This window comes from Streptomyces sp. NPDC001732, assembly GCF_053596315.1.
The window spans coordinates 123,886-144,635 of sequence record NZ_JBSFFY010000017.1 but is presented as its reverse complement, the minus strand read 5'-3'; the positions used below and the strand labels follow the sequence as shown (position 1 = coordinate 144,635).

The window sequence follows — 20,750 nt, the reverse complement described above, 5'->3', positions numbered from 1 at the left end:
GCGCCCGTACGCCGTCTGCTGATGGTCGAGTGCACCGAATGCGGCGTACCCGGACGCCCCGAAGCGTTCCGCGACGGCCTGTGCACCCCCTGCCGGGCCCCGGGTGGCGGACTGGGCGGCAGGTGCGATGCGGCAATGGGCGACCCGTACGGCAGCAGGAGGCAATGACCGGTTTCCGGGGAAACCGGAGAGTGCCGCCCTGCCCTGCCCCGGCTGATCGGTGGGACGGGGAGCGGCGGCACCGGGAGCGCTGGAAGGAGACGTACGGGTAGAGGGCGAGGGCGGCCGGAGGACATCGGCGCGGGGGCGGGTGGAGTGGTCGGGGGCGGGCGTCGGGTGTCGGTATTCTGGAGGGCATGTCTACTGCCCCGGTTCGCGTCCGTTTCGCCCCGTCTCCGACCGGCATGTTCCATGTCGGTGGTGCACGGTCCGCTCTCTACAACTGGGCGGTGGCGCGACAGTCCGGCGGCACGTTCGTCCTGCGGATCGAGGACACCGACGCCGCCCGGAACAAGCCGGAGTGGATCGAGGGGATCATCAACGCCCTCGCGGCGATCGGCATCCACGGCGAGGACGCGGCCTTCGAGGGTCCGTACTTCCAGTCGCACAACGCCGACCGGCACCGGGAAGCGGCCCAGCAGCTCTACGCGGCCGGCCGGGCGTACTACTGCGACTGCAACCGGGAGCAGCTGAAGGAGCGCACCGGGTCGGAGCACCTCGGGTACGACGGTTTCTGCCGCGAGCGCGGACTGGCCTTCGAGGAGGGCCGGGCGCTGCGGTTCCGGACGCCGGACGAGGGCGAGACCGTCGTGGTCGACCTGATCCGCGGGGAGCCGACGTTCCCCAACAGTGCGATCGAGGACTTCGTGATCGCCCGTGGTGACGGCTCCCCGGTCTTCCTGATCGCGAACGTCGTCGACGACCTGGACGAGGGAATCACCCAGGTCATCCGTGGCGACGAGCACCTGTCGAACACGCCGAAGCAGCAGCTGCTGTGGGAGGCGCTCGGCGCCAGGCCGCCGATGTGGGCGCACCTGCCGGTGATCGTGAACGAGAAGCGGCAGAAGCTCTCCAAGCGCCGCGACAAGGTCGCGCTGGAGGACTACCTCGCCGAGGGCTTCCTGCCCGAGGCGATGGTGAACTACCTCATGCTCCTCGGCTGGGGACCCGGGGGCGACCGGGAGATCATGCCGTACGAGGAGCTGGAGCAGCTCTTCCGGATCGAGGACGTCAACACGGCCCCGGCATTCTTCGACGTGAAGAAGCTGACGGCGTTCAACGGCGACTACATCCGCGCGCTGTCCCCGGAACAGTTCGCCGGCGCCTGCGCGCCGTGGCTCGTCGCCCCGTCCGCGCCGTGGGCCCCGGAGGCGTTCGACAAGGACGTCTTCGAGGTGGTGGCGCCGCTGGCCCAGACCCGACTGGCGCTGCTGTCGGAGATCACCGACTACGTGGACTTCCTGTTCCTCGACGCGCCGGTCGAGGACGAGGCGTCGTGGAACAAGGCGATGAAGGCGGGCGCCGCCGACATCCTGGCCGACGCCCGTGCCGAGCTGGCCGGCATCGCGGACTGGAAGGCGGACGACCTGAAGGCCGTCCTGCTCGCCGTCGGCGAGAAGCACGGCCTCAAGCTGGGCAAGGCCCAGGCGCCCATCCGAGTCGCGGTCACCGGCCGGACGGTCGGGCTCCCGCTGTTCGAGTCCATGGAGCTGCTCGGTCGGGACCGCGTGCTGGCCCGACTGGAAGCAGCGGCCGAGAAGCTGGCCGCCGCGCAGGCGTAGCCGTCGGCCGGGGCGGCCTCCCCGAGGGGGTCGCCCCGGCCGGACCGGTACCACTGTGCCGCGTGCCCCTACGAGTCGGCCCGTGCCCCTGACAGGCGCAATTCGGAAGGGCCCGGCTCCGGCTCAGTCAGCCGCGTCCACGAATCCCATCGTCCGGTTCATGGAGATGGCGCTGTGGTTGAGTGGGTGGTGGAACGTGCGCACCCTGCTCGCTCCGCACTGGCGGATGTACCTCATCCCGAACGTCTTCATGGCGATCGAGATGCCTCGGCCCCGATGAGTCGCCCTCACCCCGGTCATCTCGTTGAACACGAAGTTCTCGTGTTTCGACGTTGCCGCCATCCCGACCCAGCTTTCGCCGTCCAACGCGATCACGACACCACGCGGGTCGTAGGAAGCGACCGTGAAGCGACGCTCGGCGTACTCCTCATAGGAGAAGAACTCCCCGCGTTCGGGGATGTCGGCCGAGCACTCCTTGTTGAGCTCGTAGAGCGCGTAACGGTGTACCGGCGTGTCGCCCAGCTCCGCAAGCGTCGTGAAACGGATGCCTTCGGCCCGGCATCGGGTCACGTAGTGCTCAAAGCGCGATGCGTCAAAGCCCGCGACATCAAGTTCGAGTCTCACCCACTGGTCAGCCATGTTTCCCCTCCGCTGAACGTGACCTCTCCCGTCGCCCCGCCAAGGCGACGGAAGGAGCACTGCACCGACGCCCCGGTATCGATGAGAGTGCTTGAATGCGGGTCTTCGCGGCGCGTCACTGCTGGTCGCGAAGCCTGCTCCCCGCGTGTGCGGGGATGGTCCCCTCGGCACCGGCGCCCACCCGGCCCACCCGGTCTGCTCCCCGCGTGTGCGGGGATGGTCCCTGGCTGGCGTCCTCCACGATCCCCAGCATCAACTGCTCCCCGCACCCGCGGGGCTTCTGCCTCACCTTGCCCCCTGCCGGGCTCCGGTCGGACGGGGGGCGTTTCGTCGTGCCCTGTCAGCTGCTGCTCTCGCCCAAGGCGTGGCGCAACCAGTCGAGGCTGCCTTGTCCGAGCAGTTCGTCAGCAAGGCGCTGCGCAGTCTCCGTGACGAGACGGCCTCGACTGTTGTCAATCCACCGCTGAGCGTTCTCGTGGCCCTGTGCCTTGTACTCAATGCCCTGCAGCAGGCATTCCAACTTGTCCGCGTCGCGGGCACAGATGGCCTCTGGTGAATCCTTGGCCTCGTACTCGGCAACAAGGTCGCGCACAGTAGAGGCCAGCCGTTCGGGCATGCCTGCCGTCTGGTCCGCTGTCACTTCCTGCGGATCGCCGGCCGGCGCGTACTTCTTCCCCACGTAGTTGACGTCCCCCGTGCGTGTCTCCTGGGTGTCGTGCCACACAGCGAGGAATGCCGCCTTCGCCGGATCGGCGCCTTCCAGCTTCGCAATGATCGTGGCGATCAGTGATGTCCGCCAGGAGTGTTCGGCGACGCTCTCCGGATCGCGGACCCCGGCCATCCACCAGCCCGTTCGCTTTGTGTGCTTGAGCGTGCCCGCCTCGAACAGGAAGCGCCCCACCGCGGACAGATCGTCAGCCACGTCCGTCTCCTCTCACGCCTCAGCAAGGCGGATTGCGTACCGGATGTCCTCCAGTTCTCGGCGTGCCCGCGCCGACAACTCCCGGCTATCCAACATCACCGGGAGGAATGCGCGTAGGTCGTTTCCTACCTGGGTACCGGGACGCAGCAGGTTCGGGCGGGCGGCAAGCAGGGTCCACAGTGTGTGAACGCTCAGGTCGAAGAAGCCACGGCTCGGGATCAGGCCTCGCACAAGGTGCCACATCAGCCTGTCGCCCGGCCAAGGACCAGGGCGGGGAGCGGCAATGAAGTCATCGGACAACTGGATCTGCGGGGCCTCACCGACCCAGTACGCCCAGTAGTTGAGGTTGGCTGCCTCGCTTGCATCGTCGTCAGCAAGTGCCGTCCTGATGAAGTAGCCCATTCGTTCCCTGTCGCCCTGCCTGGCGGCGACGGCCGCAACCGATCGGGCGTTGAGCCAACGGGTCAGCCAATCGTCCGGGCGCTCGGTGCGCTGCTGCAGGGTCAGCCACTCGGAGGTGTCGGCCGCCTCGTCGTACCCGGCAAGGTAGAGGGCCTGGCGGCGCAGCAGAAATTGCCCAGCCCCGCGGGCCTGCTCGGCAGTACGACGCATGCGGGAGAAGAAGCGCCTGCGGTCGTCAACGGCAAGCTCCGGGCCGTGCGGTACGGGGCCGCGGCGCGGCCGGGACGGATCAGGCAAAGACCGCAGTGGAGTGGGCGTCACGCCGTTGAGTGGCCAGGTGAGCACTTCCACCAGGTCCCGCTGCATGACCCATGCGCCAATCGGGTTGCTGTCGGCGGTGGCGTCCTCATCGAGAGCGGTGGCCAGCAGCAGGTCAGCCTCTGTCGCCCGTTCCAGGGCTGAGAGAAGAGCGGGTGCGCTGCCCATCTGCAGAAGTTGGTGGCGGTGCATGAGCATCTGCCCGACGGGTACCGCCATCAGCGGCCGACGCCCCGACTCCCATCCGGCGATGGTGTCGGGCGAGACTCGGAACTGTTCCGCGAGGGTGTCCTGGGTGTGGCCGATCTGCTCACGGATCACGCGGAAGACGTACCCGGACACCATGCCACTGCGGCCCCGCCGAGAAGTTCCCTGACCAGCGGTCAGGGTGGTGTGCGAGCCGGTGTCCATGGTGTCCCCCTTGCCCCGTCGACCACGGCCGGGCACCCGTACCCGTGGTCAGTTCAAGCGGCGCCCTCTGATCCCTACTGTCGTAGTCGCAGTGATGATCAGGCGACTCAGCGTAGTGGAAGGGGCGTCGTCGTGACGATGACGATCAAGGTGTACGAGGTCGGCAGGGACGGTCGGGAGCGTGTTGTGCGTCCGGAGGCCGAGGTCACCCCGGTGAAGGTCGTTCCTGACTCCCACGCGTTTCCGGCGTGCCAGTGCGAGCGGTGTACGGGGAGGAAGCGGTGACGGGCCGTCCAGAGACGTACCGGGGGAACGCGGCGGCCGGCTGGTGCGACTGGCACAAGGGCCCGTCCGGGACTGCGGTGCTGGTCGACACCGTCGGGGAGGAGCCGGGCCCAGTGACCTCGCGGCACGCGTGCGCGCCGTGTCGGGAGCAGCACGGCCTCCGGCCGGACGGCGAGCAGCCGTGACCGCGCTGACGTTGACACCGGTCCGCTCGCCCGGTGACGACGCGTATCGCACTCTGCTGGGTCACACCTGCGTGTGTACCGCATGTCGGCGTGCGCCGTGTCCGGTCGCGGTCCGGCTCACCCGGGTGTGGCGGGAGGTCCGTCGGTGAGGTGCGATCGCTGTCAACAGCCCATGGCTCCGGGGGAGTCGAAGGCGTACGACGTGCCCGGCGCGACTGGCCCCGGCATCACGGTCCACGTCCATGAACGGCCGTGCTCGCTGCCCGCTTCGGCGAGGCCGACGCCGTACCCGCACGCGAGTGAGAAGTCCTGATTCCCCGCTCGTGACCGCATCACCTCGGCCGACTGTTCCGTGTGCGGGAGCGATATTCACGGATCCGGCTTGACCCTCACGTGGCGTGAGGCCGGAAGGTGAGGTGCATGAGCGACTACTACAACGCGTTCGAGATGAGCCCTGTACCCGACCCCGGCCCGGATGCGGTTCCGCCGGAGCTGTTCCGCGGCATTTATGGAATGCCCGCCTTCGTGACGATCCCCACGAGCGATCTGGCGGCGTCGGTGGATTTCTGGACCCGTGGGCTCGGGTTCTTCGAGCTGTTCAGCATTCCCGGCACGCTCGTGCATCTGCGCCGGTGGGCGTTCCAGGACGTACTCCTCGTCACGGCGGAGAGCGTTCCGGAGCAGGCGCCCGCGGTGAGCTTCAGTTTCTCGTGTGTGCTCAGCCAGGTCGATTCCCTGATCGAGGACTGCCGTGCGCTGCGACCGGACTCGGTCGACGGTCCGCGGGACACTCCCTGGAACACCCGCGATGTGGAGGTGATCACCCCCGAGAACGCACGGATCGTCCTCACCGCGGCGAAGCCCTTCGATCCGGACAGCCAGGAGGCACGGAACCTTGAAGCCATCGGCATCACCCCGCCGAGTGCCGGTGGCGGCGACAATGGGGGGCATGCCTGATGACACCGGTGCCGACGACCTGACCGTCGGTCAGGTCTCGGCGCGGCTGGGGGTGACGGTCCGGGCGCTGCACCACTGGGACGAGATCGGTCTGGCGCGGCCGTCGCTGCGTACGGCTGCCGGGTACCGGCTCTACACCGCCGGTGATCTGGAACGCCTGCACCGCATCGTGGCCTACCGCGAGATCGGTCTCGGCCTGGACAGGATCAGGGCCGTCCTGGACGACTCGACCGCGGACGTGCCCGGCGCACTGCGCGCGCAGCGTGCTCAGATCGCCGAACGGATCGAGCGCCTCCAGCGGCTCGGCGCCGGACTGGACCGGATGATCGAGGCCCACGAGCGCGGCCTGCTGCTGACCGTCGAGCAGCAGGCCACGATCTTCGGCCCCGGGTGGAACCCGGACTCGCCCACCCGGGCCCGTCAGCGCTACGGGGACACGACGCAGTGGCGGCAGTACGCCGAACGCTCGGCCTCGCGCGGCCCGGAGGAATGGCAGGCCGTCGCCGATGCCGTCGCCGGCCTCGACCGCGCCCTCGGGGATGCGATGGACGCCGGGGTCGCCCCCGGTGACCCGGAAGCGGATCAACTCGTCGAGCGGCACCGCGAAGTCTTCGCCTCGTACTTTCCCCTCACCCGGCAGATGCAGGTCTGTCTCGGCCGCATGTATGAGGCCGATCCGGGATTCGCCGCCCACTACGACGGCGTTCGCACCGGTCTTGCCGCGTGGTTGCGCCGCATCATCGACGCCAGTGCGCGCGCCCACGGCATCGACCCCGACACCGCGACCTGGGAGTAGAGCGCGGGGTCGGACGCCCACCCCCGCGTGTGGGCGTCCGGCGGTCGTTCTAGGGCTTGTGGTCCGGCACCGGCTCGGGCAGTCCCGCGTACCAGCCCTGGACGGCCAGCCAGAATCCGGCCAGCACTACGGCGACGAGCGCGACGCGACCTGTGTATCCGGCAACGGGCGGCCCGATCATCCATCGCCGGGGCAGCAGCCACGCCGACAGGGCGGCCGCCACTCCGATGAGAACGGTCAGCGGAAGCTCCGCGTACAGCACGCTCCAGTCCGGCCCTGCCTCGAATCCGGCGCGCGCCCGGAGTTCGGCGTCTGCGGCCCATCCCAGCAGCCCGACGAATCCACCGGCCAGGGCCACCCCGGTACCACTCAGTGCTTCAACGCGTTCCCTCATGATCATTGGAGACGTCGGTTGCTTCGTGGGAGTTCCCGAAGAACCGTACGATTCTCCGTCGCGGGGCAGGAAGGCGCCCGGTCCGGTCAACCCCGAGCATTTCCACCGGGCTGAAGCGGGTTGCAGAGGGCCGTGTTCAGGCAGGGCTGCCCCGTCGGGAGCGGTCCTCGTCAGGAGCCGCCCCCGCCGGGAGCCGCCCCGTGCTCAGTGGCGCGACACCGGGGGGACTCCCGCCAGGATCCGGGGTTCCTCCGCCTGGTACAGGCGGCGGGCCCTGGGGGCCGTGTGGCGGGGGAGGACCGTGCCGAGCCAGCCCGCGAGGAAGCCGGCCGGGATGGAGACGAGGCCGGTCGTGGTGTACGGGAACCAGTTGAAGTCGTGGTCGGGGAAGACCGAACTGGGCGAGCCGGAGACCAGGTTGGTGCCGGTGATCAGGACCAGGACGGAGAGCGTGCCGACGACGAGGGTGCTGAGCAGGCCGGTGCGGTTGAAGCGGCGCCAGAACATGCTGTAGACGAGCGCCGGGGACAGGGCGGACGCGCCGACGCAGAACGAGAGCGTGGCCAGGGCCTGGACGTTCCAGTGCCGGGCCATGACGGCGAGCGTGGTGGCGAGCAGGCCGACGACGACCGCGGAGACCTGGGCCGTACGCATCTCGGACAGACCGGCCAGCGGCTTGCGGTCCGGGTCGCGCACGCCGTGCAGGCCGTGGGCGAAGAGGTCGTGCGCGAGGGAGCCGGCGCAGGCGAGGATCATCGCGGCGACGGAGGCGAGGAGCGTCAGGAAGATCGCCGTCGTCATGGTCGTGACGATCAGCGCCCCCGTCCGGCCGCTGCCCGCGACGACTCCGCTGATCTGGAGGATCGCACTGTTCCCGGAGGCGCCGGCCTCGGTGATGCGCTCGTGGCCGACGAGGGCGCCCGCGCCGAGGCCGATCACGACGAGCAGCAGACAGATCGTGGCGACCACCGAGACCGCCCAGGACAGCGAGCGGCGCACGGCCCGGGTGGAACGGGCGCTCGTCATGCGCATGGTGACGTGGGGCAGGCAGGCGGCGCCGAGGACCACGGTGAGTTCGGAGCTGACCATGTCGAGCCCGCTGCCCTCGAACTGGAGCCCCGAGCGCAGATAGGCGGCCCCGGCGCCGCTGCTCTGCCGGGCGGCCCCGAGCAGGGCGCCGCTGTTCCAGCCGAACCGGTTCATGACGAGTACGGCGATGGTGAACGAGGCGACGAGGAGGACCACGGTCTTCACGATCTGGATCAGCGCGGTGCCCTTCACGCCGCCGATCGCCGAGTAGCCGATCATCAGGGTGCCGAGTCCGATGATGGCGCCGGTGCGGAACCCGGAGCTGTCGAAGCCCAGGATGAAGGCCAACAGATCGCCGCTGCTGGCGAGTTGGACGACCATCATGGGGACGAGCGCGGCGAGGGTGACCGCGCAGGAGGTGATGCGGACGGCGCGGCCGGGGGCGCGGCGCACCAGCAGGTCGCCCATGGTGAACCCGCCCGCGTTGCGCAGCGGTTCGGCCAGCAGGAACATCAGCAGGACGAGCGAGAGCGTGATGCTCAGGGCGAGGATCGTGCCGTCGTAGCCGGTGAGGGCGATGATGCCGGTGGTGCCGAGCACGGTGGCCGCGGAGAGGTAGTCGCCGGCCAGGGCGAGGCCGTTGTACAGGGGCGGGAGCGAGCGGGAGCCGGTGTAGAACTCGTCGAGGTCGTCGCGGTCCGGACCGGTCATCACACAGAGCAGCAGCGCCACCGTGGCCACGGCGAGGAAGGCCACCAGGGACATCGACTGCGCGGATTTGTCGAACATGTTCACCGGGCCTCTCCCGCTCTTCGGAGCCGGGCGGCGAGCGGGTCGACCGTGCGGCGGGCGGTCCGCTCGTACAGGACGACGGCGAGGAACGTCACGGGGATCTGGCACAGCCCCAGCGCCAGGCCGATGTTGAGCCCGCCGGGCAGGGACTGGCCCATCAGGTCCTTGGCGAAGCCGGAGAGCAGCAGGAAGACGACGAAGTAGCCGAGTGCGGTCAGGGTCGCGATGCGGCGCAGCGACCGGTACGCGGTGCGCAGCCGACGCAGGTCGCTGTGGCGGCCGGGGGCGGGCAGGGGGGTGCTCGGCCGGTGGTCGGACGCCGTGGGGTCGGAGCTCTGCCAGGGCAGCAGGTAGTCCGGATGGTGCGGGGGCCGGTGCTGCGGGGACGGCTGCGGCAGCCGTCCGGGCCAGGGGGAGTACGGGGACGGGGGCGGGGCGCCGTGCGACATGGGGGGCTGCTCCTTGCAAGGCTCGGGTCCTGGTCTGGACGGCAAGGCAGGAGTGCGGTGGTGCTGTCGGAAACGCGAACATTACTCGCGAGTATGGAAGTTGGGGAGAGGGTGGCCCGAATTACCGGTGGTAATTGCACAGTTCCGCGAGGCGGATGAAACCCGTGGTGCGGATGGGGTCACCGAGGTCCCTTCCCCGTGCACACATCCGCCGGGGTCGTCCCTGGAGGGGACAACCGCGGGGCGGCCGTGGGGGCAGGGGAGGGGGCGACCGCGACGGGGCGGCGCCGCTCCTGAGGGGCGTGGCCGATGGCCGCCGTGGCCGCAGGGGCCGGTGACCGTCGTGACCGCGGCGCTGCAGGGCGGGTGCACCCGGGGGTCCAAGCCCTGAGAAGGGTCTACACCCAGGGGTCGATACCCCTAGGGGGAGCTCCTCACTTCTGGGCAGGGGTCGTTCCTCCCGGCGGAGGACGTGACCGCGGGGGGCCGTTCCTTAGCGTGTTCTTACGTCGAGAGAACGCCTCGAACCCGTCGCGAACGCGGCGGGCCGCAGGGGGAGGGCGGGGGAGATCCCGCCCTCGGGGCGGGGAAAACCGCGCCCCGGGACTGCGCCGCGCACCAGTGCGTCGGCCCCGTCCGGGCCAGCAGGCTTCACACGAGGGACGCACCGGGCACCGGGCAACCGGGTCGCACGGACGCACCGGGACATCTCGCGCGCCGGTCGGCACCCGCCGACCGGCGCACACACCGAACCGACACACAGGGGGCAGAACCGTGACAACGGCTGTGACCATTCCCAGGCACGGGGGTACTGGCAGGAGTACGGCCGTTGCCGCGCGAGCGCGACAGGTCGTCAAGGCGTACGGGGCGGGGGAGACCCGGGTCGTCGCGCTCGACCACGTCGACGTGGACATCGCCCGCGGGCAGTTCACGGCGATCATGGGGCCGTCCGGCTCCGGCAAGTCGACCCTGATGCACTGCCTGGCCGGCCTGGACACCGTCTCGTCCGGGCAGATCTTCCTCGACGAGACCGAGATCACCGGGCTCAAGGACAAGAAGCTCACCCAGCTGCGCCGGGACCGGATCGGGTTCATCTTCCAGGCGTTCAACCTGCTCCCCACGCTCAACGCGCTGGAGAACATCACGCTGCCGATGGACATCGCGGGCCGCAGGCCGGACGAGGGCTGGCTGCGCCAGGTCGTCGAAACCGTCGGCCTCGGCGAACGGCTGCGGCACCGGCCCACCGAGCTCTCCGGCGGCCAGCAGCAGCGCGTCGCGGTCGCCAGGGCGCTCGCCGCCCGGCCGGAGATCATCTTCGGCGACGAGCCCACCGGGAACCTGGACTCGCGGGCCGGCGCCGAGGTACTGGGCTTCCTGCGCAGGTCGGTCGACGAGCTGGGCCAGACCATCGTCATGGTCACCCACGACCCGGTGGCCGCCTCCTACGCGGACCGGGTGCTGTACCTCGCCGACGGGCGCATCGTCGACGAGATGTACAACCCGACGGCCGACCAGGTCCTCGACCGCATGAAGGACTTCGACTCGCGCGGGCGGACGTCATGACCGTCTGGAAGACATCGAGACGCAACTTCCTCGCGCACAAGGGACGCATGGCGCTCTCCGCCGTCGCGGTCCTGCTGTCGGTGGCGTTCGTCTGCGGGACGCTCGTCTTCACCGACACCATGAACACCACGTTCGACAAGCTCTTCGCGGTGACGGCCGCCGATGTCACCGTCAACCCGAAGGACTTCGAGGGCCACGACGAGCGCCCGGCGAACGGCAGGCCCGCCACGGTCCCCGCCTCCGCCGTCGAGCGGGCCGCGTCGGCCACCGGCGCGAAGTCCGCCGAGGGCGCCGTCATCAGCATGTCCGTCACCGTCGTCGACCGGCACAACAAGAACATGGGCTCGTCCACGGGCGCCCCGACGATCGCGGGCAACTGGACCAGGAACGACCTGCGTTCGATGGAGATCACCTCCGGTCGCGCCCCGCGCGGCCCGACCGAGGTGATGGTCGACGCCGACACCGCCGACAAGCACGGCCTGAAGCTCGGCGACGAACTGCGCACCATCACCGCCTCCGGCGACATCGAGGCGCGGATCAGTGGCATCGCCGCCTTCAAGGTCACCAACCCCGGTGCCGCGGTCGTCTACTTCGACACCGCCACCGCGCAGACGAAGCTGCTCGGCAGGTCCGACGTCTTCAGCCTGGTGTCGGTGACCGCCCGGGACGGCGTCAGCGACGAGGAACTGAAGAAGAACGTCGCCGCGGCGCTCGGCGGCACGGCCGGCTATGAGCTCCAGACCCAGAAGGAGTCCGCCGCCGCCAACAAGGACTCGATGGGCTCCTTCCTCGACGTCATGAAGTACGCGATGCTCGGCTTCGCCGGGATCGCCCTCCTCGTCGGCATCTTCCTGATCGTCAACACCTTCTCGATGCTGGTCGCCCAGCGCACCCGCGAGATCGGCCTGATGCGGGCCATCGGCTCCAGCCGCAAGCAGGTCAACCGGTCCGTGCTGATCGAGGCGCTGCTCCTCGGCGTCATCGGCTCCCTCCTCGGCGTCGGCGCCGGGATCGGCCTCGCCGTCGGCCTGATGAAGCTCATGGGCGCCATGGGCATGGAGATGTCCACCGAGGACCTCACGATCGCCTGGACGACCCCGGCGGTCGGCCTCGCGCTCGGCATCCTCGTCACCGTCGTCGCCGCGTACTTCCCCGCCCGCCGGGCCGGGAAGATCTCCCCGATGGCCGCCCTGCGCGAGAGCGGCACCCCGGCGGACGGCCGCGCGGGCCGGGTCCGGGCCGCGATCGGCCTGGTCCTCACGCTCGCCGGTGGCGCCGGGCTCCTCGCCGCGGGACGGGCCGACGAATCGAGCGAGGGCTCGCTCCTCCTCGGCGCGGGCGTCCTCCTCACCCTGATCGGGTTCATCGTGATCGGCCCGCTGCTGGCCGGCCTGGTGGTCCGGGTGCTGAGCGCGGTCATGCTGCGGATGTTCGGCCCCGTCGGCCGGCTCGCCGAACGCAATGCCCTGCGCAACCCGCGCCGCACCGGGGCGACCGGCGCCGCCCTGATGATCGGCCTCGCGCTCGTCGCCTGCCTCTCGGTCGTCGGCTCCTCCATGGTCGCCTCCGCCGGCGAGGAACTCGACAAGTCGGTCGGCGCGGACTTCATCGTCCAGCCGGCCGGTGGCAACGGCGGCCAGATCGTCGAGCAGGCCGCGAAGGCCCTCAAGACCGTGCCGGACATCGAGCACCTCACCGAGTACAAGGTCGTCGAAGCCTCCCTCACCGCCCCCGACGGCACCAAGGGGAACGAGACCCTGACCGCCGTCGACCCCACGTACAAGGACGACGTCCGCCGCGAGACGGTCTCCGGCGAGCTGACCGAGGCGTACGGCAAGGGCGCCATGTCGGTCGGCGAGACGTACGCCACCGAGCACCACGTCCGGGTCGGGGACCGGATCACCGTCGCGTTCACGGGCGGCGGGACGGTGAAGCTGAAGGTCGCCGCGATCACCTCGGACGACGCGAACATCGACAAGGGCGCGATGTACATCAACCTCACGACCGCCGAGCGGTACGTCCCCGCCGACGTCCTGCCGGACAACACGGTCATGTTCGCGAAGGCCGCGGACGGCAAGGAGAAGGAGGCGTACGCCGCCCTCAAGGACGCCCTCGCCGAGTACCCGCAGTACGAGGTGAAGAACCAGGCCGACTTCAAGGAGCAACTGCAGGACCAGATCGGCCAGTTGCTGAACATCGTCTACGGGCTGCTGGGACTCGCGATCATCGTCGCGGTGCTCGGCGTGGTGAACACCCTGGCCCTGTCGGTGGTCGAGCGGACCCGCGAGATCGGCCTGCTGCGCGCCATCGGCCTCTCCCGCCGCCAGCTGCGCCGGATGATCCGCCTGGAATCGGTGGTCATCGCGGTCTTCGGGGCCCTGCTCGGCCTGGGCCTGGGCATGGGCTGGGGCACGGCGGCCCAGAAGCTGCTGGCCCTGGAAGGACTCGGAGTCCTGGACATCCCGTGGCCGACGATCCTCACGGTCTTCGTCGGCTCGGCCTTCGTCGGGCTGTTCGCCGCACTGGTCCCGGCCTTCCGCGCGGGCAGGATGAACGTCCTGAACGCGATCGCCACCGACTGACGGGGGCGACGCCCGGCCGGGCCCGCAGGGGCGGCCGACATAGGATGACGACCGGCCCGGCCCCGGGGTGTTCCTCCAACACCCCGGGGCCGGACCGTTTTCCGGTGCCGCTGTCAGGCGGGCATGACCGCGACGTCGTACTTGGGGATCCACCGGTCGCGGGTGACGAGCGTCATCGATTCGAGCTGGGCCTGTGCGACGAGAAACCGGTCGAAGGGGTCCCGGTGGATCTGGGGGAGACGTCCGGCGCGAACGCCGTGTGCCGCGGTGATGGCCAGCGGGGCGAACTGCATGTCCCGCGCGCGTTCGGCGAGGTCTCCGGAGCCCTCCAGCTTCCCGAGGCTCTGCTTGATCGTGATCCCCCACGGGGTCACGGCACTGACATAGACCTCGGGCTCGGTGCGCAGCAGCTCCGTCGGCGCCGCACGGACAGCGGCAGCCCTTCGTCACCCGGGGTGCCGACCCGGACACGAGGGCCGGGAGCGTTGCACGAAGTTGCCGCGGGCCGTGCAACAAGCTGACACGACGGGGTCCGTTTCCGCGCCGTCCGCGCTGGCATGGTCGTCCTGCCGGGAACCCCCGGCGGGACGCCACAGCCGAAGGGGCAAACGTGTTCAGGTCTTCGCTTTCGCGGCGGCGCGCCGGCGCCGCGCGCACTGCCGCCGTCACCGGTCTCGTCCTCGTCTCGCTCGCGCTCTCCACCGGAGCCGCCGCCGCGGCCGACAGCACCCTTCCCGCCCCGCAGCACCCGACGGCGCACGACGTCCGGGCGTTCTGCGAGCGGGTGGAGGCGGTGACGGACCGGCTCCCGCTGCCCGCCGCGCCCGTAGAGGTGTGCAAGCTGGTCAACGGCTGGGACTAGGGCCGCCCCGATGAGGTTTCAGCTGCTGGGGCCGCTGACCCTCACCGACGGCCCCGAATCCGTCGTGCTCCAGCCGTCGAAGCCGACGATCCTGCTGGCCGCGCTCCTCCTGCACGCCAACACCGTCGTGTCCGCCGACCACCTCCAGCGGGCCGTGTGGGGCGAGGAGCAGCCGGCCACCGCCAAGGCCGCGCTCCAGACCTGTGTGCTGCGGCTGCGCCGGCTCTTCACCAAGCACGGGGTGACCGAGACGTCGATCGAGGCGGTGCCGGGCGGCTACCGGATCACCGCCGAGCCGCACTCCCTGGACCTGCTCGGCTTCCGGGACCAGGTGCGCCGGGCGGTGCTCCTGTCGGACGACCCGGAGGCGGAGCTCTGCGCGCTCAAGGACGCGCTGTCCCTGTGGCAGGGCTCGCTGCTGGCCAACGTGCGCTCCGACGTGCTGCACCGGGACGAGGTGCCGCGCCTCGCCGAGGAACGGCTGCGCAGCGTGGAGCGGGTCTGCGATCTGCTGCTGGGCCTGGGCCGTTACGGAGAGGCCCTCGTCGAACTGTGGACCGCTACGCGCGTATACCCCGGCCACGAGCGGCTCCACGAGCAGCTGATCGAGGCGCTCTACCGGACGGGGCGGCAGACCCAGGCCCTCGCGGAGTACCGGAGGGTCAAGGAGTTCCTGCTGGACGAGCTGGGCGTCGACCCCTCCCCGGCCCTCCAGCAACTGGAGCTCGCGATCCTGCGCGGCGAGGACCCGGGGACGGCCGGGCGGGCCCACCGGCTTCCCGGTGACATGCGGGCGCACGACGCCGCGCAGCCGTCCGTTGCCGCCCAACTGCCCGATTCCGTAAGGCCGTACGGTGCCGATCCGATGCACACCGCCGCCGTGCGGGTCGTCGAGGGCGAGGTGGTCGGGGGCGAGGCGGGCGGGACGGCGGCGGTCGCGGGCCGTGGGCCGGGGGGCCGGGCCCCGTACACGGCTGCCGTGGTCGTACCGGGAACGGCCGCGCAGGCCCTGCCGGAGCCGGTCGCACCCGGCCCCGTACCCGCACCCGGATCCATGCCCGCAGCCGTGCCCGTACCCGTGCCCGCGGTGCCGAACTTCACCGGTCGGGACGCCGAGACCGCCGCCATGGTGGCCCGCCTCACCGCCCCCGACGCACCCGGCGAGGACGGCCTCCACCCGCTCGCCGTCCTGGTGTCCGGCGCACCCGGCATCGGCAAGTCGGCCCTCGCCCACCACGTCGCGCACCTGGCGCGGGACGCCTTCCCGGGCGGGCGGCTGCTCGTCCGGGCGACCCGCCCGGACGGCGAACCCCGGACCGCCGCCGAACTCGCGGCCGAGGTCACGGCGGCCCTGCGCCCCGGACGGGCGGCCGGACGCGCCCTGCTGGTGCTCGACGACGTGGTGGACGCCGACCAGGTGCGCCCGCTGCTGCCCGCCGTCGCCCAGGCGCGGGGAGCGGTGATCGTGACCAGCCGGATGGGGCTCGCCGGACTCGTCGCCACGCACGGCGGCTGGGTGCACCGGCTCTCCGCCTTCACCGAGGACGAGTCGTACGCGCTGCTGCGGTCCGTGCTCGGCGCCGAACGCGTCGAGGGGGAACCGGAGGCCGCGCACCGGCTCACCGCGCTGTGCGGCCACTTCCCGTTCGCACTGCGCATCCTGACGGCCCGACTGCTGACCCGGCCCGCCCTGCGGCTCGGCGACGCCGTCGGCTGGCTGGCCGAGGACCCCCTCGCCAGGCTCGCCCTCACCGACTGCCCGGGGCTCTCCGTGACCGGCCTCCTCGACGGCGCCCTGAACCGGCTCGACCCACGGCTCTCCGAGGCGTTCCGGCACCTCGCGGCGGCCCCCGGCGACACCTTCACCGCCCGGGACGTCCCGGCCGTCACCGAGGCGGTGCTGGAACGGCTGGCCGACGCCGGACTGCTGGAGGACGGCCCGCCGGGCCCGTACCGCATCCACGAACTGCTCCGTGTCTACGTACGAAGAACCGACCAGGAACGCATCCGCCGCACAGAGAAGGTGTGACCCCCATGGCCGAGAGTGCCGAGACTGCCGCCACCGCTGCGACCGGGACGTTCGACGCCCTCGCCGCGACCCGGCCCCGCATCCGCCGGGACGTGCTGTTCACCGAGACGCCCGGCGGCGTGCTCTTCCACAACGCCGACGGCGGATTCCACCTGGCCGGCCGCACCGCCTACCGCTTCGCCTCCCTCGTCGTCCCGCACCTGACCGGCCACCACCGGCTCGACGAACTGTGCGCGGGCTTCGGGCCGGGGCAGCGGGCGATGGCGGCGGAGCTGGTCAGGACGCTGTACGACCGGGAGTTCGCCCGCGACGTGCCCGAGGCCGGGGCCGGGGGCGCGGGCGGCGCGGTCCCGGACGAGGTGGCGGAACGGTTCGCGGCCCAGCTCGCCTACCTCGACCACTACGCCGACGGCGCCCCGGAACGCTTCGCCCGCTTCCGCGCCACCCGCGTCGCCGTGCTCGGCGACGACGGGGTCGCCCGCTGGTGCGCGCTGAGCCTGCTGCGCAACGGGTGCGTGCGGATCGGCACGACCACGCGGTTCGACGAGGTGACGGAGGAGGCGGACCGCGCGGCGGCCCGGGTGGACCCCGTCGGCGCCGGGGCGGGGGCCGGCTGGGAGGACCTGGAGGGCTACGACGTCGTCGTGGTGACCGGCGCCGGTGCCGGGGCGCGCACCCACCGGCTGCTGGCCGCCGGGGTCCCCGAGGGCCGGACCCTGATCCCCGCCTGGCTGTTCGGCGAGCGGCTGCTCGTCGGCCCGCTCTCCACCACCTCCTCCACCGGCTGCTGGTCCTGCGCCGTGCTGCGGCTGGGCGGCAACGTCTCCGCCGGGCGGGCCGCCACGCTCTGGAGCGAGGTGGCGGGCGCCGCACCGGTGTCCGGGGACGAGGTGTCCGGCCCGGTCGCCGCGATGGTCGGCAACCTCCTCGGCTACGAGATCTTCCGCCTCACCACGGGGGCGCTGCCCGCCGAGACGGCCGGCCGGGTCCTCGTCCAGGACCTGGCCTCGCTCGACGTCGTGTCCGAGCCGGTCCAGCCGCACCCCCGCTGCCTGCGCTGCGCCGCCCCGGACCCGCGGGAGACGGCGCCGGAACTGCCGGACGGGCTGGCGCTCCCGGTCACCCCGGCCGTGGACACCGCCCGCGACGCGGAGGCCGTGGTCGAGGAGCTGAACCGGATCGGCGCGGCGCTGGTGCGCCCGTACACCGGGGTCTTCAACCGTTACGACGACGAGGCCCTGACCCAGACCCCGCTGAAGATCAGCCGGGTCGAGGTGGCGCTCGACGCCGGGACGCGACGCCGGATCGCCGCCTTCGACGTGCACCACCTGGCGGGCGCGCGGATGCGGGCGCTGTACGCGGCGGCGACCGCGTACGTGGAGCACGTGGTGCCCCTTCCCGCGTCCTTCGGCGCGGCGGCGGACCGGGTGCTGGGCCCGGACGCGCTGACCACCGGCGGCGGGAGCGGTGTCCTGCCGGACGCCTGGACGGTCGCGACCTCGCTGATCGGCAAGGACCCGGTGCGGGTGCCGGCCGCGGCCGTACGGAGCTTCGGGGAGCACAACCGGGGCCGGGCCCACCTCGCGACGTCGGCGGGTTCGGGCGCGGGCGCGGACGCGCGGGAGGCGGCGGGCGTCGGCCTGATGTCGGCGCTGGCGCACGACGCGCTGCTGCGGGCGGTCCGGGGCACGACGACGGTGCGCCCGGTGGCCGCCGACGACGACCCGGAGCTGGTGTTCCTGCTGAAGTCCGCGGTCAACCTGGACCTCGCCGTCGAGCTGCTGGACCTGGGGGAGGAGGCGCGCACCTCGGCCCGGGTGGTGCTGGCCCGGGAGACCGGGGGCGAGGGGCGCTGGGCGGTCGGCGCCGGGCTGTCGCGGCGGGAGGCGGCCTGCGCCGCGCTGCGGGACCTGCTCGGCCCGGTGCAGCTGACGGCCGAGGACCCGGAGGCGGACGTCGACCGGGGCGACCCGCTGGTGCGCGACCTCGCCGCCGGGAGCATCGCCGTGACCGGTACGGAGATCACGGCGGACGGGGCGGCGACCACGTTCGCCGTGATCCTCGACCGGCTCCGGGACGCCGGACGCGACGCGCTGTACGTGCCCACCACCCCGGCCGATCTCGCCGCGGGCGGCATCAGCACCGCCCGGGTGCTCCTCACGACGGACGGCGAGGGCGGCCCCGATGCCCGCTGAGACCCCGGTCCGCGAGCCCCGCGGAGAGCATCGCGGACAGGCGGCGCCCGGCGCACGGAGGGCGACCGGTACGCCGACGGCTCCCGGCGCACGGGCGGTGACCGGTGCGCAGGCCGCGTCCGCGCCCCCGGCACCGGACGCGCCGTCGGCCACGTCCGCGCGCACTCTCGCGACGCTGCTCCGGGACGCGCTGGCCCACCACGGCACCCCGCCCCCGCTGGACGTCGCCCCGCTCGGCGTGCGCGACGCCTTCGCGCCGGGCGCGGCGGCCGGTGCGGGCGGTGTGGCCAGCGCGGCTGATGTGGCTGGTGCGGCTGACGTGACCGGTGAGACCGGTGCGACCGGCACCGGGACCGCCGTACCCGCCGTGTCCGTCCGGTTCTACGGGCGGCACGTCGTCGTCGGCCCCTTCGCGCCCCCCGCGTCCCCCGGGAGCCCCGCCCGGCCCGTCTGCCCGCACTGTCTGGAACGGCGCTGGCAGGCGGCCCGCTCCGTCGCCCTGCGCGAGGCGCTGGAGCTCGGCTCGGGCACCCGGGCGGCCGGGGAGTCCCCCCACCTCACCCCGTTCGCCGCGCAGGCCCTCGCGGGGGTCGTCGCCGCCCGGCTCGACGGCGCGGGGCCGGACACCGGTGCCCTGCCCGCCGTGCACCTGGTGGATCTGGAGACCCTGCTGGTCCGCCACTACCCGCTGGTCCCCGACCCGGAGTGCCCGCGCTGCGGGGTGCCGGAGCCCGACACCGCCGAGGCGGCCGAAATCGCCCTGCGCCCGGCGCCCAAGCGCCGCCCCGGCGGCTTCCGGGTCCGGGCCATCGAGGAGTACGAGCTGCCCGTCGAGCCGTACGCCAACCCGGTGTGCGGCTCGCTCGGCCCGTCCGTCGTCCAGGACGTCTCCTCCACCTCCACCTCCGCCACCATCGGCTGCTTCTCCATGCGGTCGGGGGAGTACCTGCGCGAGACCTTCTGGGGCGGCCACGCCGACACCTTCGCCGAGAGCATGCGCATCGGCGTCCTGGAGGGGCTGGAGCGGTACGCGGGCATGCGGGCCCGGTCCCGGAAGGCCCGGACCAGGGACTCGCTGAACGCGCTGCGCGCCCGGGGCGCGCAGGCGCTCGACCCGCGGGTGTGCGGGCTGTACTCGGACGCCTTCCACCGCGCCAACCCCCGCGTCACCCCGTTCTCCCCGGACCGGGCGATTCCCTGGGTGCACGGCTGGTCCCTGCGCGACGGGCACGCCGTCCTGGTGCCCGAGGTCCTCACGTACTACCACGCACCCGGCCTGGAGAACCGCTTCGTCCAGGAGAGCTCCAACGGCTGCGCCTCCGGGGGCTGTTTGGAGGAGGCCGTCTACTTCGGGCTGATGGAGCTCGTCGAGCGCGACGCGTTCCTGCTCGCCTGGTACGGACGGGCCGCCCTGCCCGAGATCGACCCGCGCACCAGCCGCCGCCCCGCCACCCGGCAGATGGTCGACCGGCTGGAGATGTACGGCTACGAGGCCCGCTTCTTCGACACCCGGATCTCCTTCCCGATCCCGGTCGTCACGGGGGTCGCCGTGCGCCGGGACGGCGGCCTCGGCCTGATGTGCTTCGGTGCGGGCGCCGGACTCGACCCGGAGGCCGCCCTGGCCGGCGCGCTGTGCGAGATCGCCACCGACGCGGTGAACCTGCGCCGCCGCACCGAGGACGACCTGGCACGGCTGTCCGCCATGGCCGAGGACTTCCACCGCGTCGAGGCGCTGCACGACCACCCGCTGGCGTACGGCATCCCCGAGATGGGCCGCCACGCGAGCTTCCTGCTCGGCGAACCGGGGGCGCCGCGCCCGCCCCTGCGCTCCTTCGCCGAGCTGTACGGGGACGGTTCGGCACTGCCCGTCTCCGACGACCTGCGCGAGGACCTGACCCGGTGCGTGGACGCCGTCACCGCCGCCGGGTTCGACGTGATCGTCGTCGACCAGACCATGCCGGAACAGCGCGGGCTCGGCCTGACCACGGTCGGCGTCATCGTGCCCGGACTGCTGCCGATCGACTTCGGCTGGACCCGGCAGCGCGCCCTCGGCATGGACCGGCTGCGCACCGCCCTGCGCGAGGCCGGACTGCGCGCACACGACCTCACCGACGCCGACCTCAACCCCGCCCCGCACCCCTTCCCGTGACCGACGCCGA

The 20,750-nt window shown here is 72.0% G+C and carries 16 protein-coding genes; 9 read left to right on the top strand and 7 right to left on the bottom strand.

What is annotated here, in order from left to right; genetic code table 11:
* Nucleotides 1–404 precede the first annotated feature (404 nt).
* Nucleotides 405–1,781 carry a glutamate--tRNA ligase gene (gene gltX / locus ACWCXX_RS19170; protein WP_451128676.1) on the top strand — a complete coding sequence of 459 codons (1,377 nt, stop codon included), beginning with the start codon at nt 405–407 and terminating at the stop codon, nt 1,779–1,781.
* Nucleotides 1,782–1,904: 123 nt separating this feature from the next.
* Here gltX and ACWCXX_RS19165 read toward each other — a convergent pair whose 3' ends face one another.
* The 3 genes from ACWCXX_RS19165 to ACWCXX_RS19155 form a co-directional block, all read right to left on the bottom strand.
* A complete protein-coding gene (locus ACWCXX_RS19165) occupies nt 1,905–2,420 on the bottom strand; it encodes a GNAT family N-acetyltransferase (RefSeq protein WP_451128652.1) in 516 nt (171 codons plus the stop codon).
* Between the two features lie 340 nt (nt 2,421–2,760).
* Nucleotides 2,761–3,342 carry an HD domain-containing protein gene (locus ACWCXX_RS19160; RefSeq protein WP_451128650.1) on the bottom strand — a complete coding sequence of 194 codons (582 nt, stop codon included), beginning with the start codon at nt 3,340–3,342 and terminating at the stop codon, nt 2,761–2,763.
* A 12-nt stretch (nt 3,343–3,354) separates the two neighbouring features.
* A complete protein-coding gene (locus ACWCXX_RS19155) occupies nt 3,355–4,473 on the bottom strand; it encodes a helix-turn-helix domain-containing protein (protein WP_451128648.1) in 1,119 nt (372 codons plus the stop codon).
* 890 nt (nt 4,474–5,363) lie between these two features.
* Between ACWCXX_RS19155 and ACWCXX_RS19150 the strand changes: the two genes are divergently transcribed.
* On the top strand, nt 5,364–5,900 hold the full coding sequence (locus ACWCXX_RS19150; protein ID WP_451128646.1) for a VOC family protein: 537 nt from the start codon (nt 5,364–5,366) through the stop codon (nt 5,898–5,900).
* Nucleotides 5,893–6,696: a MerR family transcriptional regulator gene (locus ACWCXX_RS19145; RefSeq protein WP_451128644.1), complete on the top strand. Its 804-nt coding sequence runs from the start codon at nt 5,893–5,895 to the stop codon at nt 6,694–6,696. Before ACWCXX_RS19150 ends, ACWCXX_RS19145 begins: the two co-directional genes overlap by 8 nt.
* A 49-nt stretch (nt 6,697–6,745) precedes the next feature.
* Here ACWCXX_RS19145 and ACWCXX_RS19140 read toward each other — a convergent pair whose 3' ends face one another.
* From ACWCXX_RS19140 to ACWCXX_RS19130, 3 genes are all read right to left on the bottom strand, one after another.
* Complete coding sequence (locus ACWCXX_RS19140; protein WP_451128642.1) at nt 6,746–7,090, bottom strand: hypothetical protein; 345 nt, start codon at nt 7,088–7,090, stop codon at nt 6,746–6,748.
* 204 nt (nt 7,091–7,294) lie between these two features.
* Entirely contained in the window at nt 7,295–8,908 is a 1,614-nt protein-coding gene (locus tag ACWCXX_RS19135; RefSeq protein ID WP_451128674.1) for a sodium/solute symporter, read from the bottom strand.
* A 2-nt stretch (nt 8,909–8,910) separates the two neighbouring features.
* Nucleotides 8,911–9,360, bottom strand: a complete 450-nt coding sequence (locus ACWCXX_RS19130) for a DUF485 domain-containing protein (RefSeq protein ID WP_451128640.1) — start codon at nt 9,358–9,360, stop codon at nt 8,911–8,913.
* A 774-nt stretch (nt 9,361–10,134) separates the two neighbouring features.
* On the opposite strand from ACWCXX_RS19130, the gene ACWCXX_RS19125 reads away from it, so the two are divergent.
* Together ACWCXX_RS19125 and ACWCXX_RS19120 are read left to right on the top strand one after the other, a co-directional pair.
* Nucleotides 10,135–10,923 carry an ABC transporter ATP-binding protein gene (locus ACWCXX_RS19125; RefSeq protein WP_451128638.1) on the top strand — a complete coding sequence of 263 codons (789 nt, stop codon included), beginning with the start codon at nt 10,135–10,137 and terminating at the stop codon, nt 10,921–10,923.
* Nucleotides 10,920–13,505: an ABC transporter permease gene (locus tag ACWCXX_RS19120; RefSeq protein WP_451128636.1), complete on the top strand. Its 2,586-nt coding sequence runs from the start codon at nt 10,920–10,922 to the stop codon at nt 13,503–13,505. The genes ACWCXX_RS19125 and ACWCXX_RS19120 overlap by 4 nt, the downstream gene beginning before the upstream one ends.
* Nucleotides 13,506–13,618: 113 nt before the next feature.
* On the opposite strand, the gene ACWCXX_RS19115 is transcribed toward ACWCXX_RS19120, so the two are convergent.
* Nucleotides 13,619–13,915, bottom strand: a complete 297-nt coding sequence (locus ACWCXX_RS19115) for a type II toxin-antitoxin system VapC family toxin (protein WP_451128672.1) — start codon at nt 13,913–13,915, stop codon at nt 13,619–13,621.
* 200 nt (nt 13,916–14,115) lie between these two features.
* On the opposite strand from ACWCXX_RS19115, the gene ACWCXX_RS19110 reads away from it, so the two are divergent.
* The 4 genes from ACWCXX_RS19110 to ACWCXX_RS19095 are packed head-to-tail and all read left to right on the top strand — an operon-like array spanning nt 14,116 to nt 20,740.
* Nucleotides 14,116–14,367 carry a hypothetical protein gene (locus ACWCXX_RS19110; protein WP_451128634.1) on the top strand — a complete coding sequence of 84 codons (252 nt, stop codon included), beginning with the start codon at nt 14,116–14,118 and terminating at the stop codon, nt 14,365–14,367.
* A gap of 10 nt (nt 14,368–14,377) precedes the next feature.
* Nucleotides 14,378–16,396 carry a BTAD domain-containing putative transcriptional regulator gene (locus ACWCXX_RS19105; RefSeq protein ID WP_451128632.1) on the top strand — a complete coding sequence of 673 codons (2,019 nt, stop codon included), beginning with the start codon at nt 14,378–14,380 and terminating at the stop codon, nt 16,394–16,396.
* 5 nt (nt 16,397–16,401) lie between these two features.
* Complete coding sequence (locus ACWCXX_RS19100) at nt 16,402–18,591, top strand: TOMM precursor leader peptide-binding protein (protein WP_451128630.1); 2,190 nt, start codon at nt 16,402–16,404, stop codon at nt 18,589–18,591.
* Nucleotides 18,581–20,740 (top strand): TOMM precursor leader peptide-binding protein, encoded by a 2,160-nt coding sequence (locus ACWCXX_RS19095; protein ID WP_451128628.1) that lies wholly within the window; start codon nt 18,581–18,583, stop codon nt 20,738–20,740. The genes ACWCXX_RS19100 and ACWCXX_RS19095 overlap by 11 nt, the downstream gene beginning before the upstream one ends.
* The last annotated feature ends 10 nt before the right edge of the window (nt 20,741–20,750 follow it).